Below are 15198 nucleotides of genomic sequence, written 5' to 3' on the forward strand. Positions count from 1 at the left end.
ACGGAAAGGTTGTCACTCGCTCAGCGCTCGACACTGCCGTCATCCTTGAGCTGTCCCATCACCTCGCCGCGGAAGCCATAGATATGACGACTGCCGGCGAAGGGAATCAGCGTGACGTCACGCGTCTGCCCCGGTTCGAAGCGAATCGCCGTGCCGGCGGCGATGTCCAGGCGCTGTCCGAGGGCGGCCTCGCGATCGAACACCAGCGCCGGATTGGCCTCGGCAAAGTGATAGTGCGAGCCGATCTGGATCGGTCGGTCGCCGCTATTGCCGACCGAGAGCGTGGTGCGCAGGCGGTCCTCGCAGAGAGAGATCTCGCCATCCGCCACCTGATATTCACCGGGAATCATCATTGCTCACCTCACACGATGGGGTTGTGAACGGTCACCAGCTTGGTGCCATCCGGGAAGGTCGCCTCGACCTGCACCTCGGGAATCATCTCGGCGATGCCTTCCATCACGTCATCACGGGTCAGCACCTCTGCCCCGCGCCCCATCAGCTCAGCCACACTCAACCCTTCGCGTGCGCCTTCCAGAATCTCGGCGCTGATCAACGCGATGGATTCCGGATAGTTGAGCTTGAGGCCCTTGGCCTTGCGGCGCTCGGCCAGCAGCGCTGCGGTAAACAGCAACAGCTTGTCCTTGTCTCTTGGCGTCAGTTCCATGTCGTGGCTCTTGTGGTTGTCATTGCGTGGGGCTTTCGAGGTCAGGTCAGCCAGATACGTGGCACCTGTGCCTCAAGCCCCGTCATCAGCGGGCGTAAGATCTGCCATGCCTGCTGGCACAGCACCCAGGCCTCGTTGCGTTCATGGCCCAGATAGCGCAGCAGCAGCACGCCCTCGCGGCGTGTCACCGCCCATAGTAGAGAGGCAGGCATCGCCTCGCGCAGGGCCTCGATGGCCGCCGCCTCATCTGCAAGCCCTACCGCCCACAGCGTGGTCTGGACACTGCAGCCGCCCTGCCCCCAGCGCCCCATGAAGCGCGCATGCAGAGGGTCCAGCGACTGGCGCTCGATCCACACTGGCTTGCCGTCACGCGTCAGGCGGAAGCGTTGCTCCAGATGGCCACTGACGAAGGGCAGCTCACCGACGGGGCGGCCGAGTGCCAGCACCTCCCAACCCAGACAACGGGCATTGCCCTCAAGCTCGAGGGTGGTGGTCTGCTCGCCGCGCGAGCCATTGAAGGCCAGCGTCTCCTGAGGCAGCCATTCCAGAGTGGCGCCGTTGGCGACCTTGAGATGCGTATGCTGGCCCCAGGCCACGCCGTTGCGATCCGCCTTGTAGAGCTTGGCCGCCGCCGGCGTGGTCAACAGCACCTGCGCGCCTTCCTCGACCTCTGCCGTGATATGCAGCGCATCACCACTGACCAGCCCGCCGGGAGGGTGCAGCAGATAGACATGGCAGCAGCCGTGGCGGCCTTCCGGATAGAAAGGGCGCTGCACGCGCAGCGGGCCATGATGGCATCTACGCGTCAGGCGGGTGATGGCGCGCCCGCTATCACTGGTGTCTCGGGAGTCAGCCTCGAAACGCAGCGCCAGCGCGGCCTGCCACTGGCGCTGATCATCGAAGCGATGGCCGGAGGCATTGGCCTCACTGCGCGCGGCATCCGTCACGCCGTCAGCGGGAATCACGCACCGGATCGTCATACGGTCAGGTGCTGCTTGATTAGTTCATCGGACAGCGCCGCGATATCGCCTTCGGCTACCCGGCGGCCGCGATCCATGATCACGAAGCGATCGGCGTACTTGCGCGCGAAGGGCAGCTTCTGCTCGACCAGCAGCACCGTCAGGCCGTCTTCCTTGATCAGGCGACGGATGACCTCGCCGATCTGGGCGACGATATTGGGCTGGATGCCCTCACCGGGCTCATCGAGAATCAGCAGGCGCGGTTCGATCACCAGCGCGCGGCCGATGGCGAGCTGTTGCTGCTGGCCGCCAGACAGGTCACCTCCGCGGCGATGACGCATCTCCTTGAGCACGGGGAACAGCTCATAGATGCGCTCGGGAATCTGGCGCAGGCCGTCCCGGCGCACGGCAAGCCCGGTGCGCAGATTCTCTTCCACCGTCATCATCGGAAAGATCTGCCGCCCCTGGGGGACATAGCCGACCCCCAGCCGCGCGCGCTCCTCGAGTTTGCGCCGCGTCAGATCAAGCGGCTCGTTGCTGCTGGCATCGCCATCGGCACGGTAAAGGAGCTTACCGTCACGGACGCTCTCCTCGCCCATGATGCATTTCATCAGCGTGGTCTTGCCGACGCCGTTGCGGCCCATCACGCAGGTGCATTGCCCAACGGGAATCTCCAGCGTCAGGTCCCACAGCGTGTGGCTTTCCCCATAGAGCTGGTTGAGCGTGTCGATGGTCAGCAGCGGCGACTCGCCGCTCGGCATCGGTGCCTTAGTGTTCAGCGCTTGCGTCATCCGTCACTCTCTCCCAGGTAGACTTCGACGACTTTCGGGTCGCTCGATACCGCATCCATGCTGCCTTCCGCCAATACCGCGCCCTGATGCAACACCGTGACCTTGCGCGCGATGGAGCGCACGAAGCCCATGTCGTGCTCGACCACCACCACCGACTGGCGTCCCGCCAGGCTGGTCAGCAGCTCCGCGGTGCGCTCCATCTCCTGCTCGGTCATGCCGGCCACCGGCTCATCGACCAGTAGCAGACGTGGTTTCTGCATCAACAGCATGCCAATCTCCAGCCACTGCTTCTGGCCGTGGGACAGGATGCCCGCCTCGCGGGCATGCCATTCCTTGAGGTGGATCGTCTGCAGCACTTCCTCGATCCGATCCCGAGTCTCGCCGGTCATGCGCGCGGTCAGGGTCGGGAAGATGCGCTTGTCGGTAGCCATCGCGAGTTCGAGATTCTCGAACACGCTGAGCGCCTCGAAGACGGTGGGCTTCTGGAACTTGCGACCGATGCCCAGAGTGGCGATCTCGGGCTCACTCATGTGCAGCAGATCGTGGCGGCTGCCGAACCATACCGAGCCACTGTCGGGGCGCGTCTTGCCGGTGATGATGTCCATCATCGTGGTCTTGCCCGCGCCGTTCGGGCCGATAATGCAGCGCAGCTCACCATCATCGATGGTCAGGTTGAGATCATTGATCGCCTTGAAGCCATCGAAGCTGACACTGACATCCTCCAGATAGAGGATCGGCCCGTGGGTCACATCCACCGGCGAGATGCGCGGGGTCAGGAAGTCGAACACGCGGTCACGCGTGGCCATTTCTTTCAACAGGCTCATGCGGTGGCCTCCTCGATGGAACGGGAACCGGATGCCGATTCGGTCTTGTCCGCGGACGACTGCGAGCGTCTGCCCCAGCCACGCTGGGCGAAGAGTCCGGCGATGCCCTTGGGCAACAGCACAGTGACCAGCACGAACAGTCCGCCGAGAGCGAACAGCCAGGCGTCCGGCATGATGCCGGTGAACACCGTCTTGGCGTAATTGACGATCAGCGCGCCCAGCACGGCGCCGTAGAGCGTCGCGCGGCCACCGAGCGCCACCCACACCACCACCTCGATGGAGAACAGCGGCGAGAACTCGCCGGGATTGATGATGCCGACCTGCGGCACGTACAGCGCCCCCGCGACCCCGGCCAGCATCGCCGAGACCACGAAGATGAACAGCTGGACACGTTCGACGCGATAACCCAGAAAGCGCGTGCGCGCCTCGGCGTCACGACAGGCGATGCTCAAACGCCCCAGCTTGGAACCGACGATGCCGCGACACAGCAGATAGCCGAGCCCCAGTGCCACACCACTGGCGATGAACAGCGCGATACGCACCGCATCCGTACGCAGATCGAAGCCGAGAATGTCCTTGAAGTCGGTCAGGCCGTTGTTGCCACCGAAGCCCATCTCGTTGCGGAAGAACGCCAGCATCAAGGCGAAGGTCAGCGCCTGGGTGATGATCGAGAGATAGACGCCGGTGACGCGGGAGCGGAAGGCCAGGAAGCCGAACACCAGCGCCAGCAGCCCCGGCGCCAACAGCACCATCAGGAAGGCGAAGGCCGGCATGTCGAAGCCCTGCCAGAACCACGGCAGCTCCTGCCAGTTGAGGAAGACCATGAAGTCCGGCAGCTCCGGATTGCCATAGACGCCGCGGTCACCGATCTCGCGCATCAGGTACATGCCCATGGCGTAACCGCCCAGCGCGAAGGAGGCGCCATGGCCCAGGCTGAGAATGCCCAGGTAGCCCCAGACGAGATCCACCGCGACCGCCAGCAACGCATAGCACAGGTACTTGCCAAGCAGGGTGACGGTGAAGGTGCTGACATGCAGCGGATGCCCCTCGGGCAGCAGCAGATGCAGCAGCGTGATGGCGAGCACCGACAGCGTCAGCACCGCGAGGAATATCTGGGTGGAGCGCTCCGTGAAGGGGCGCGCCAGCCAGGAACGTGAATCAGGCATGGATCAACCCTCCGCGGCGCGGCCCTTCTGCGGGAAGAGTCCCCGCGGGCGCTTTTGAATGAACAGAATGATGAAGACCAGCACCACGATCTTGGCGAGAACCGCGCCCGCCCAAGGCTCGAGAAACTGATTGAGCAGCCCAAGCGACATGCCGGCCACCAGCGTGCCCCACAGATTGCCGACCCCGCCGAACACCACGACCATGAAGGAATCGATGATGTAGTTCTGGCCCAGGTTCGGCCCGACGTTGGTGATCTGGGAGAGCGCGACACCGGCCAGGCCGGCCACACCGGAGCCCAGCGCGAAGGTCATGATGTCGACGCGGGTCGCCTTGATGCCCATCGAACGCGCCATGGCCCGGTTCTGGGTCACCGCGCGTACTTCGAGGCCGAGACGGGTGCGGCGCATGATCAGCATCAGGCCGGCGAACACGAACAACGCGAAGCCGATGATGTAGAGGCGATTGAGCGTCAGTGACAGCGCCTCGTTGATCATCAGCGAGCCACTCATCCACTCCGGCGTGACCACGATGCGGTTCAAGGGCGAGATGGTGGTACGCACCAGCTGCTGCAGGATCAGACTGATGCCGAAGGTGGCCAGCAAGGTCTCCAGCGGACGCCCCTTGAGGTGCTGGATGACGCTGCGCTCGATGATGACGCCCACCGCCGCCGCGACCAGAAAGCCCGCCGGAATCGACAGCAACAGCGCCAGCCCCGGCTGCCCCGGCAACAGCTGCTGCATGCCCCAGGTGGTGTAGGCACCCAGCATGATCAGTTCGCCATGCGCCATGTTGATCACGCCCATGACACCGAAGGTGATGGCAAGCCCGATGGCGGCCAGCACCAGTACCGAGCCCAGCGAGAGGCCGAAGTAGAGCGTCTCGAGTCCGCTGTTGAGCTGAAGCTTCTGCTCGATACCGGCCAGCGCCACCTGGGCGGCCTGGGCAAGCTGCGGATCATCACTCACTGCGGCGCCATTGATGGCGGCGATCGCGGCGGCGTTCAGGCTGCCGGACAGCGTCTTAAGCGCCGCGGGGTCGCCAGTGGCTTCCAGCTGCTGGATGGCGAGCGCTTCCTTCAGAGTGGTGCGGATAGCGTCATCGCCTTCCTGCTCGATCAGGCTCGGCAGCCGCTCGGCCATGGCCTCGTCGACACTGCCGCGCAGGCCGCGCGCCGCCGCGAGTCTGACCTCGGCATCCGGGGAAGACAGGTCGATCATCGAGAGCACGCCATCGATATGTCCACGCAGCGAGTTGTTGCTGCGCAGTGTCTTGAGATCGCGGCGCGAGACCTTGCCTGCCGATTCTCCCGACAGGGCGTCGGAAACGGCCCACTCACGGCCGCGATTGTTGTCGATGATCAAGAAGCGCTCGGCGTCCTTGAGGCGAGCCAGCTTGCTGGCGGAAAAGGCTTCCAGCCAGCCACGTGCACGTGCATCGCCGCTCATGGCGATCTCATCGATCACGGCCGGCTTGGCCGGGTTGCGTGCCTCGGCAAGCCGGGTCAACAGAGATTGGGCAGCGCCATCGGACAGGCGCGCAGACTGGCCAGTCGCGGGCTCGGACTGGGCAGCGGCAAACAGGGCGAATGACAAAAGACAGACCAGCAGCATCCACTGCCAGCACCAGCGGTACATCGTTGCAACGGAGATAGACATCAAGAAGGCCATCCATGGTGAACGCGCAAAGGCGTCATCAGTGTCCGAGGGCATCGAGGCCTCGGAGCTGACACTCAACGAGGCGGCATGCAGGCTCCCCTGCACGCCGCCTCGCTCTCAAAACGTGCTACGCATCATTGCGTCGCAACGCTCTGTTGAGCCCCACAGGAATGGGTCACGACATTGTAGTTGCCGCATTCCATCGGCTTGCGCCAGTCACTGATCAGGTCCTTGGAACCTTCCAGATAGTCAGACCAGGCATCGCCTGCCACGGTGGACGGGGTCTGCCAGACGACGGAGAACTGGCCGTTGTCTTGGATCTCGCCGATCAGCACCGGCTTGGTGATGTGATGGTTGGGCATCATGGTGGCGTAGCCGCCGGTCAGGTTGGGCACCGAGACACCGATGATGGCGTCCTTGACCGCATCGACCTCGACACTGCCGGCCTTGCGCGCGGCTTCCATCCACATGTTGAAGCCGATGTAGTGGGCTTCCATCGGGTCATTGGTGACCGCATCTTCCTTGCCGGTGTAATCGATCCACTCATCGATGAAGTCGTAGTTGGTGTCGCTGTCCACGCTCATGAAGTAGTTCCAGGCGGCCAAGTGGCCGACCAGCGGCGCGGTATCGATGCCCGAGAGTTCCTGCTCGCCCACCGAGAAGGCCACCACCGGGATGTCCTCGGCATTGATGCCCTGGTTGGCCAGCTCACGATAGAACGGCACGTTGGCATCGCCATTGATGGTGGACACCACGGCCGTCTTCTTGCCGGCACTGCCGAAGGACTTGATGTCCGAGACGATGGACTGCCAGTTGGAATGGCCGAAGGGGGTGTAATTGACCATCACATCCGCGTCCGCCACGCCCTTTGACTTGAGGTAGGCAGCCAGGATCTTGTTGGTGGTACGCGGATAGACATAATCCGTGCCCGCCAGCACCCAGCGCTCCACGCCGACGTCGTTCATCAGGTAATCCACTGCCGGAATCGCCTGCTGATTGGGCGCCGCCCCTGTATAGAAGACGTTCTCCGAGGACTCCTCGCCCTCATACTGCACCGGATAGAACAGCAGGCCGTTGAGCTCCTCGACCACCGGCAACACCGACTTTCGCGAGACGGACGTCCAGTTGCCGAAGATCACGTCGACCTTGTCCTGCGCCAGTAGCTCACGCGCCTTCTCGGCGAACAGCGGCCAGTTGGAGGCCGGGTCGACAACCACAGGCTCCAGCTTGCGTCCCAGCAGCCCGCCCTGCTCGTTCTGCTTCTCGATCAGCATCAGCATGGTGTCTTTCAGTGTCGATTCACTGATCGCCATGGTGCCGGACAGTGAATGCAGGATGCCGACCTTGATCGGCCCCTCTTCTGCCTGAGCGACATTGGCGAGCGAGAAACCGACACAGGCGGATAGCATTGCGGCAGCGATTTTCTTGTTCACGACATTCCCTCGTGTCTTGTTGTACTTGTTGTCCCGGCTGAGGTAGTGCAATCGATGTGCCAGCCCGTGATCAAGCGCCCCGTTATTGAGACATCATCCTTGTATCGCGCTTGTGGGGAGATGCGCGCGCACCTCAAGCGCACCGAAACAGAGCAACAAAATCTCCTTCATGCTGAAAGCGCACCAATATGGTGAGCTTTTTATAAACACCTTATATAAGCCTCTGTTTCACAGTACTTCTTAGACTGGTTTTGTTGTTGCGTACTGGTGCATATCGCATTCGATAGACTTTCCAACCACATGATGTCTCTACGAAATCAATCCTTTTTAACAGCCCTTCTCCTCTCTATGAGGACAGCGACTTCTGGCATACAGACTGCAGGAGTGCGGCCGTCAGGCCGTTGCAGATCGCCTTCCCTGAAGCACGAAGCCCGATAGCGTAGGTGGGACTTGCGAACAACAGCGCAAGGCACAGGCGTCACAACGTCGACGCCCCACACTACCGATCAACCGAGGTGCTTCATGACCATCCCATTGCCATACCGGTATGCATCCAGGTGTGAAAACGCCACATGCTGGATAACGCCCTCTGACTTCGATGGATTGACATCATCAGGAGGTGAGCATGTCGCTTGAAAAGGAACCGGGTCGTTTACCGAGCGAAGTCACACCATGGCTCGGCAAGGAGCAGAGCCATGAGCTGACAGACAACATGCAATTGTCACGCGCCGCGAGACGATTACTGGCTGACAGCATGGCAAAGAACACCATCCTGGCATTTCGATCAGATATCCGGGGCTTCATGAAAGCCGGCTACTCACTCCCCGCTACTGCCCAGCAAGTCGCTAATTATCTGGCGGAGATGTATACCAAAGGCCGCAAGCCTGCCACGATTTCCCGTCACGCCAGCTCGCTGGGCACCTGGCATGTTTACATGCAGCTGCCCTCTCCCACCCTGAGCCTGGAAGTGAAAGGCGTATTGAAGGGGATTCATCGCAAGAGTGATGGACGGCAACGTCAAGCGCCCGCATTGCGACTCCATCATTTGCGACAGCTGTTGAAGGCTCTGGACCTTGATGCTCCACGAGATCTACGTGATGCCAGCATGTTCTGTCTGTGCTTCTACGGGGCGTTTCGCTCCAGTGAGGTCGTCGCGCTCTACAGAGAGGATATCGAATGGCGTGATGGCGGTATCGTGATCACGTTGCGCCACAGCAAAACCAATCAAAGCGGACGGATCGAACAGAAGACGCTTCCCCGCAATCCTGCGGGGGGGCGTTGCTGCCCAGTGACGTTACTGGAGGCTTGGCTTGCATGGAGCGGCATTCGTCGAGGCGCACTGTACCGATCCATCGATCAGGCAGATCGAGTGGGGGCCGGCAGAATGCACCCCGTCACGTTCGGCAACCTGCTCAAGAAGGCGTTACAGCGCGCCAACCTCAATGCAGAGAAGTTTACCACCCACAGCTTTCGTGCCGGCTTCATCACTGAAGCGCATCTCCGTGGTAAGAGCGACCAACAGATAAAGCGCATCAGCGGGCATCGTGACCAAAAAACCTTCGAACGCTACATCCGCATGGCGGATGACATGCATGACCCGGGCAATGATATCTTTTGATAGCTCGCACCCTGAAAGGCGCTGCCAAGGACGGCAGCACTTCCAGCGGGGCCGATGAGATGATATTTATCCTACTATAAGGATGAGATAATTAATAAGACGCAAGGGAGAGCTCATGACCGATACCTACACGCCCCTGCCTGAGGCTGAGTTTTCCATCTCAGGCAAGATACGGAATCTTTCACGACGCTCTCTTGGCGATCTCATCTCCCTTCCGCCTCCACGCAAAGGCAAGGCCCCTTCATACAAGGGCCTGCTGCTCAGTCACCTACCCATCGTGCTTGTCGGTGCCCAGGGCCACACCGAGCTGCTCACCCATGGCATGCTCCAGCGACAACTCAGAGGGTCATCTCTCGAGAACTTCCGTTCCCTCAAGGTGTTTGAGGTGGACCGTGAATCTCTCACCTACGAGGAGCTGGAGGTGTTGCGCTATCTGTCAGAGGTGCTACCTCAGGAACTTTTCAACACCTCACACGTGATGGAAGCCCGTGCATTCATCAAGCAGCTCAATGAGAAGCCTGGGCTGGAAGAGAAGTTGGCCCGTATCGTGTTCGGGTTATCGAAATCCACCCTGGATATCAAGAGTCTCATGATCCTGACCCAGGGCCGCTGGGCGAAGAGCACACTGCAACGTGCCCACAGTCCCAAAGGCCAGCGGAGTCTCGACGTTGATCGCGGAGCCTCGGAGCCACCCTCCCACGAGACAAGCAAGGACAACGAGGCACAAAAAGCGGCGCCAACATCAGTGCCCCTCACTACCCCAGCGCCCAAGCCGATTCCATCCGCTCGGTGGCAAGCAGCATCGGGCCCCGCCACCGACACCACGCGGCCAGCTCTCTCACGGACTCGCCAGTCGCATGTACTCAAAACAATAGGCGATCTATTTGACGACCCGAGGGATGAGTCCGAGAGCCCCTCGTCATGATGCCTGACATTCCCGAAAGCAAGACATGGCTCCCCGAAACCATCCTTCATCAGTGGGAAGAACAACTCGATGACGTGGTATTGTCGGCTTCGGAGGAAACGCGCTTATGGCCGTTTCTTCACTGTAATCTTCCCCCATGTAGTCAGGCGGATCTCTGGATATCCGCTCAGATTCAGGCAGCGGATGACAATGATCCTGAGTTGCTCGACCTCATCAACAAACTCCTGAGGATACTCCCTCTTGCGCCGGGACCATTACAGGCGATTCGTCAGAGCCACCCACTGCATAGTCAGCTGACCTTTCCCGATAAATTCGCTCCCTCCATGTTGCGAGCCAATATCGCAAACCAGGCAATACAGCTCGCGCGCCATGGCACGACCTCAACACACGCTTTCGAACTCTTGCCAGGCAATGGCGAGCCATCCCCCATCGAGCACAATCGCCGATTGATTCGTCTTGCCTTGCGCGACATGGCCGGCTACCACTCGGGGCCTTCAGTCGATTGCAATCTCTATTACCAGCATTTGTCGACCCTACATGTCGCATTGAAGTACATGCTGTCACTTTGGCAGCACCCGGTCGCGTGGCATCATTCTGCCAATCTCTCGTTATTCAGCGCCTGGCAACACATCCCATGGCTGAAAAACGACAACCCAAGGCTGCATGACCAATTGCAGCAAGCCCAGGAACTGCTCTCCGGTTACCTGCCCATCGGGACTCGTCGCGCGCGCTACGTGAAGCGGCACCCGCAACGCTCCGTCTTTTTTCACGACTCATTCAAGGGCCACTTTTCATCGGTTGCCTCCAGTCCTGAACTACCTGAGACACTCGCTACCGCACGACCCTCGGACGAAAACGAGGACGATGACACCAGTCTCGAACCAGACAAGATCTCGCAGCCACAAGAAGAAGTGGAAGCGCCCTTCCATCACAAGGGAGACACCCTGTTGACACCGGAAGATTGCAGGGTGATCGCGCGCAAACGCCAGCAAACCTCTATCGCACAGAGCCTGGGAAGTCTGTCGAATTTCGCCACGACTCAAGGGCAGATCCGAAGAATACTGACATTACCTCTGCCGCCTGATGCCAGACTGCTGGTGCAGCTTGTGCTCGCAACAGGTATTGCCCCCGAACGTCTCAGTCAGCTCCGTGTGACCAACGTCGAGCTGGAGGCACTGCTCTGCACTGCGACGGTGTCGCGGACTCAATCACTGCAGTGGGTCCCCGAAAGCAGCACACTCTACGTCCCTGTCATTCATGCACCGTCTAAAAGCTCAGCCCTGCTTCTGCGCCTACCGGATGCCCTCGCGATACCCCTCAATCAATTGAGCGAAGCGACACCTCAGCCTCTGACCAAAAGCCTGGCAGTGCTCAACCGCCAGCTGAGGCAACACATGGCAACGAACACTGGCACGACTCCCACGGCTCTGCGCGTGGCCAGAGCCGCACGTCATCACCTTCTTGGCATGGCGAAGACCGATGTCGAAGCGGAGTGGCTTCGCGGGGAGCTCAGCCTGAAGACATCAGCCCCTGCCGCTTACCGCAAGACGTCCCTACGTGAACTGCAGCGTCTCATGAACACGTCGCTGGCGTGGTGGGGAATCGCGACGCCGATGAACACGACCTTGCCTCCCAGGAATGCACACGCCAGCACGACCTTGGGCTCGAGCATGACACTTTCGCTCCACACGGCCAGGGAGGCACTGAAGGGCTTGCATGATCTGGTCCAAGAGGGTCTTTCCGACTTTCCTATTGCTGCACGTGGCCGAACCCCTTCACCTGAGGACTGCTCAGCCTTGATCGAGCTCAACAGTGCGCTGTGCTGCTACATACTCATGGGAGTCCAGCTGACGGCAGGACTTCGTCCACCAGGCGCCACTACGCAAATGTCTCGGCGTGGACGTCTGCTGTGGATCGCTGACAAGGATTCAGGCCTCTACAGAGAAAGCCGGGTCATCCCGTTGCCTCTCCCGGTTTGCCAGAATCTCGATACCCTGCAGGCATGGCAGGCCTCCTGGCGGCAGCACTGGCCACGAAATGGCGGGACCTGGCTGTCATGGCCTGAAGACGAGCAGGCACTGGCCATATGGTGGTCAAGACGCCAAGCCAGCCTCAATCTGACCGCAAAGCCTTGCCAGCAGACCCACATCCGAGGCTGGATCAGCACACATCATCAAGCGCCGTCACTGACAGCCGCGTCACGCAGTGCACTCGCTACCCTGCTGGCACTTCCCGATAACGCGCCACGTCATTTCGTCGCCCAGACACTCGATGGACGAATGCAAGCGAACACGCTGGATATGCTGCTGGGCCATGTCAAACGCGGCCAGCAGCGCCATGCCCCCTATGCCAGCAACATCTGCCTACCGCCGGAGATGCAACGCCTCTTGGGGGAGTTATCCGATGAGTTGCGAATCAAGGTGATACCTCTCAAGGATTTGCCATGAGCAGAGATGGGAAGTTTTACCTTGCACCTGCAAGGGAGACGTCAGGAATCCGATCACTGGCCAAGCTCGACCCTGACTTGCACCTCAAGCTCATGAGCACCCACCACATGCAAGAGCTCTGGTCGCGCTGGGAGGAACGCCGACTTGATCGAGTCAAAGGCACGCAACGCCAGCAAAGCCTGCACCTGCTGTACTGGATCGAGCGTCACGCCAAGCGCCAACCGGCCAACGATATGCCGGCAGAGGCCGGAAGCATGATGCTGTACCTCAACCATACGCAAGCCAAGGCAATGGTCATGGAACTGATTCGATGGAGAAAGGTGCATCATCGCCGGCCGATAAGGCCCCGTGAAGCTTACCGCGTCATCGGCCGCTTTCTGGAGGAAGTCAACCAAAGCCCGGGAGTCGTGGCGATGCTGCCACAGTGGCCCACACAGGCCCGGCGCAAAAGCGTGCTACCAATGGAGGCCAAAGCTCTGGACCGCGCGACCAGGGTCTTGCCAATCATCCGCGCGCTACGTCAACCCGGGACTGGCTTTCCGCTGTTGCGCGCTGCCGTAGAGCTCGGCGTGCGTGCAGGGTTAGGCCAACAGGTGATTCTGGTCACATTGGCCTGCCTGACGCGTCGTCACTTCGAGAGCGATCGAAACGCTCCCAATGAGTGGGTCTGGATCCCCGCTCACGCGGCACCGCCGCCGGTCATGTCGCCTCACCTGTTGGCCTACCGTCTACCATTGGAGTCGACACTGACGACTGCACTCAAGACATTGAGAGCCAGAAAGCCCACCACTGCCAGGGACGAATGGTTATTGGCCGAGAGGCCAGAAGACCAGTCCCTCTCGATTCCCGAACGGATTCGCATCGTCAAGGGTCGCATGAGACAGGAACTGGCCTCCCTGATCACCACACTGCCCATGACAACCGAGGAACGCCGAAGGCTTAAGCTGACCACCTTGCTGAGCGCATTGCCTCATGCGGCAGTCCTGGGGGGATTGCCCGGCTACTGGGTCAGCCAGTTCAGTCGCTATCCGATTCCCTACAGCAGCGCGCATGGGCTTTATGAGCCCCACTCCTACTTCGCTCGGCTCGAGGCACCACCGGTCAGCACGGTCATGGCGACTGATTCCGGCAACCACCAGCAGGAATCCGTGGCGAATGACGACACGGTGAGCGCCATGGATCTTTTCGCGACCAAGGCATCAGAAACGAACGCTTCCCCCCACTCAAGTGTACTGACACAACCTCCGGGACAACGCTTGATGACCCAGGATTCCTGGCCGATCGACTGGCTTCCGTCGGCAAGGCGCATCCTCAAGCAATGGATCGGGGTCATTTCCTCTGATCATCTTCGCAAGACAAGTGACGGGAGGGTCAAGAAGCGTCTGGAGGCGCTGCTGCTCGAGACAAGCAGACGTCTCACAAGACTCATGGGCATCCGCCATAGCTACCCGGTCATGGTGCTCTATTGGCTGCATGATCTGCGCGTGACTCGCATGCTGCGCGTCAGTTCGCTGCACACCTATCTTTCTCGCAGCTTGCCAATGGCGATGGCGGACTACACCTTGTCGATCGACATTCAGGAGTGGGACAACGACAGTGCCCAGGAAATGTGCTGGTGCGTGCCACGCGATATGGGGTGGTCTGCCAGCACGACACACAGCTTTCTCGGCAATATGGGGCAGCTCATCCGCTTCATGCACAGCATGGGAGTATTGCTGGACGTGGAGCCGCCGATATCAGGCAATCACAAGACCCCCAGTGCCAAACGCATTCATTTCGCCACCCTGAGACAGATGGAAAAGGTGCGTACCCACCTTCTCGCAGTCCCCGATGCAAGGCCTGATGCCACCATGCAGTGGCTCAGCATCGCACTGGGCTTCCACGGGGGGATGCGCGCCAGCGAGGTCTGCGCCCTGACGCTACGGGACATCCGCATCGAATGTCCTCAGAGCACTTTTTCGCTTGAGCAGTGGTTGGAGGATCACTGCCCGGCCGCCCCCTCAACGGCGTTATCTGATGCAGGATTCTCACCTCCCGCACCACATGAGAGAGAGACCCTGCACGTAAAGTTGAGTGAACTGCTGAAGTCATTGCCGGAGATTGAGTGCCGCGTTTATATTCACGCTGGAAAGACGCCTTCAGCGCGGCGCGTACTTCCCCTGCACCTTCTGACATTCTTCGGCGATATTGAACTGTTGGCAGCATGGTGGGTAGATCGACGGCGATGCTTCCCCTCGACAGCCCTCTCTGACATCGCGTTGTTCGGCCCGAACGAGAGTTGTCAGGCATTCAATCATGCCGGTCTGATCGCTCCGGCAATCGACACCATGAGAAGTGTGCTGGGGAGTGCCATCGATTTTCACTCGTTGCGCCATGCAGCGGTCAGTTGGTGGCTGATCCGTCTTGAGGCAGCACAGAGCCGTGACATACTTGACGACTTGCAGGAGCACGGCTCCTGGGGACTGCAAAAAGCCCCCCTGAAACGCTTTCTGAAGGGGGTTCGAGGCTATGCCGGACAGGACAGTCAGGATCGCGGCATGTTGTTGTATCAACTTGCCGTCTGGATCGGCCACCGAACCCCGGAACAGACATTGACGCACTATGCCCATAGTCTGGAATACCTGCACCGGCAGGCCATGCGGCGCGCCAGTGAGTACACCCAGGCGATCACACCCTGGGTAGCCCCAATAACATGAGGTGCCAGGGCCTGACTCA

Annotated in this window: 12 protein-coding genes; 4 read left to right on the plus strand and 8 right to left on the minus strand. The window is 60.5% G+C overall.

Features of this window, described 5'->3' with window-relative positions; all coding sequences use genetic code 11:
- Positions 1 to 20: 20 nt before the first annotated feature.
- From CLAM6_RS17845 to urtA, 8 genes are all read right to left on the minus strand, one after another.
- Positions 21 to 350, minus strand: coding sequence for an urease subunit beta (locus tag CLAM6_RS17845; protein ID WP_077375537.1), 330 nt, complete (start codon positions 348 to 350; stop codon positions 21 to 23).
- Between the two features lie 11 nt (positions 351 to 361).
- Positions 362 to 664: an urease subunit gamma gene (gene ureA, locus CLAM6_RS11270; protein ID WP_024952521.1), complete on the minus strand. Its 303-nt coding sequence runs from the start codon at positions 662 to 664 to the stop codon at positions 362 to 364.
- Between the two features lie 41 nt (positions 665 to 705).
- On the minus strand, positions 706 to 1629 hold the full coding sequence (locus CLAM6_RS11275) for an urease accessory protein UreD (RefSeq protein WP_441303495.1): 924 nt from the start codon (positions 1627 to 1629) through the stop codon (positions 706 to 708).
- 11 nt (positions 1630 to 1640) lie between these two features.
- Positions 1641 to 2363: an urea ABC transporter ATP-binding subunit UrtE gene (gene urtE / locus CLAM6_RS11280; RefSeq protein ID WP_153636918.1), complete on the minus strand. Its 723-nt coding sequence runs from the start codon at positions 2361 to 2363 to the stop codon at positions 1641 to 1643.
- 47 nt (positions 2364 to 2410) lie between these two features.
- The gene (gene urtD, locus CLAM6_RS11285; protein WP_153636146.1) at positions 2411 to 3238 is read right to left on the minus strand and encodes an urea ABC transporter ATP-binding protein UrtD; all 828 of its coding nucleotides are present in this window, start codon (positions 3236 to 3238) and stop codon (positions 2411 to 2413) included.
- The gene (urtC, locus tag CLAM6_RS11290; RefSeq protein WP_153636147.1) at positions 3235 to 4404 is read right to left on the minus strand and encodes an urea ABC transporter permease subunit UrtC; all 1170 of its coding nucleotides are present in this window, start codon (positions 4402 to 4404) and stop codon (positions 3235 to 3237) included. Before urtC ends, urtD begins: the two co-directional genes overlap by 4 nt.
- Before the next feature lie 3 nt (positions 4405 to 4407).
- Positions 4408 to 6060 carry an urea ABC transporter permease subunit UrtB gene (gene urtB / locus CLAM6_RS11295; protein WP_242007660.1) on the minus strand — a complete coding sequence of 551 codons (1653 nt, stop codon included), beginning with the start codon at positions 6058 to 6060 and terminating at the stop codon, positions 4408 to 4410.
- A 134-nt stretch (positions 6061 to 6194) separates the two neighbouring features.
- Complete coding sequence (gene urtA / locus CLAM6_RS11300) at positions 6195 to 7469, minus strand: urea ABC transporter substrate-binding protein (RefSeq protein WP_035160076.1); 1275 nt, start codon at positions 7467 to 7469, stop codon at positions 6195 to 6197.
- A gap of 649 nt (positions 7470 to 8118) precedes the next feature.
- Here urtA and CLAM6_RS11305 point away from each other — a divergent pair.
- The 4 genes from CLAM6_RS11305 (at position 8119) to CLAM6_RS11320 (ending at position 15179) form a co-directional block, all read left to right on the plus strand.
- The gene (locus CLAM6_RS11305) at positions 8119 to 9111 is read left to right on the plus strand and encodes a site-specific integrase (RefSeq protein WP_242007661.1); all 993 of its coding nucleotides are present in this window, start codon (positions 8119 to 8121) and stop codon (positions 9109 to 9111) included.
- A 115-nt stretch (positions 9112 to 9226) separates the two neighbouring features.
- Positions 9227 to 10036, plus strand: a complete 810-nt coding sequence (locus CLAM6_RS11310; protein WP_153636148.1) for a hypothetical protein — start codon at positions 9227 to 9229, stop codon at positions 10034 to 10036.
- Positions 10033 to 12483 (plus strand): hypothetical protein, encoded by a 2451-nt coding sequence (locus CLAM6_RS11315; protein ID WP_153636149.1) that lies wholly within the window; start codon positions 10033 to 10035, stop codon positions 12481 to 12483. The genes CLAM6_RS11310 and CLAM6_RS11315 overlap by 4 nt, the downstream gene beginning before the upstream one ends.
- Positions 12480 to 15179 (plus strand): hypothetical protein, encoded by a 2700-nt coding sequence (locus CLAM6_RS11320; RefSeq protein WP_153636150.1) that lies wholly within the window; start codon positions 12480 to 12482, stop codon positions 15177 to 15179. The genes CLAM6_RS11315 and CLAM6_RS11320 overlap by 4 nt, the downstream gene beginning before the upstream one ends.
- The last annotated feature ends 19 nt before the right edge of the window (positions 15180 to 15198 follow it).

This window comes from Cobetia sp. AM6 (genome assembly GCF_009617955.1).
GTDB lineage: Bacteria > Pseudomonadota > Gammaproteobacteria > Pseudomonadales > Halomonadaceae > Cobetia > Cobetia amphilecti.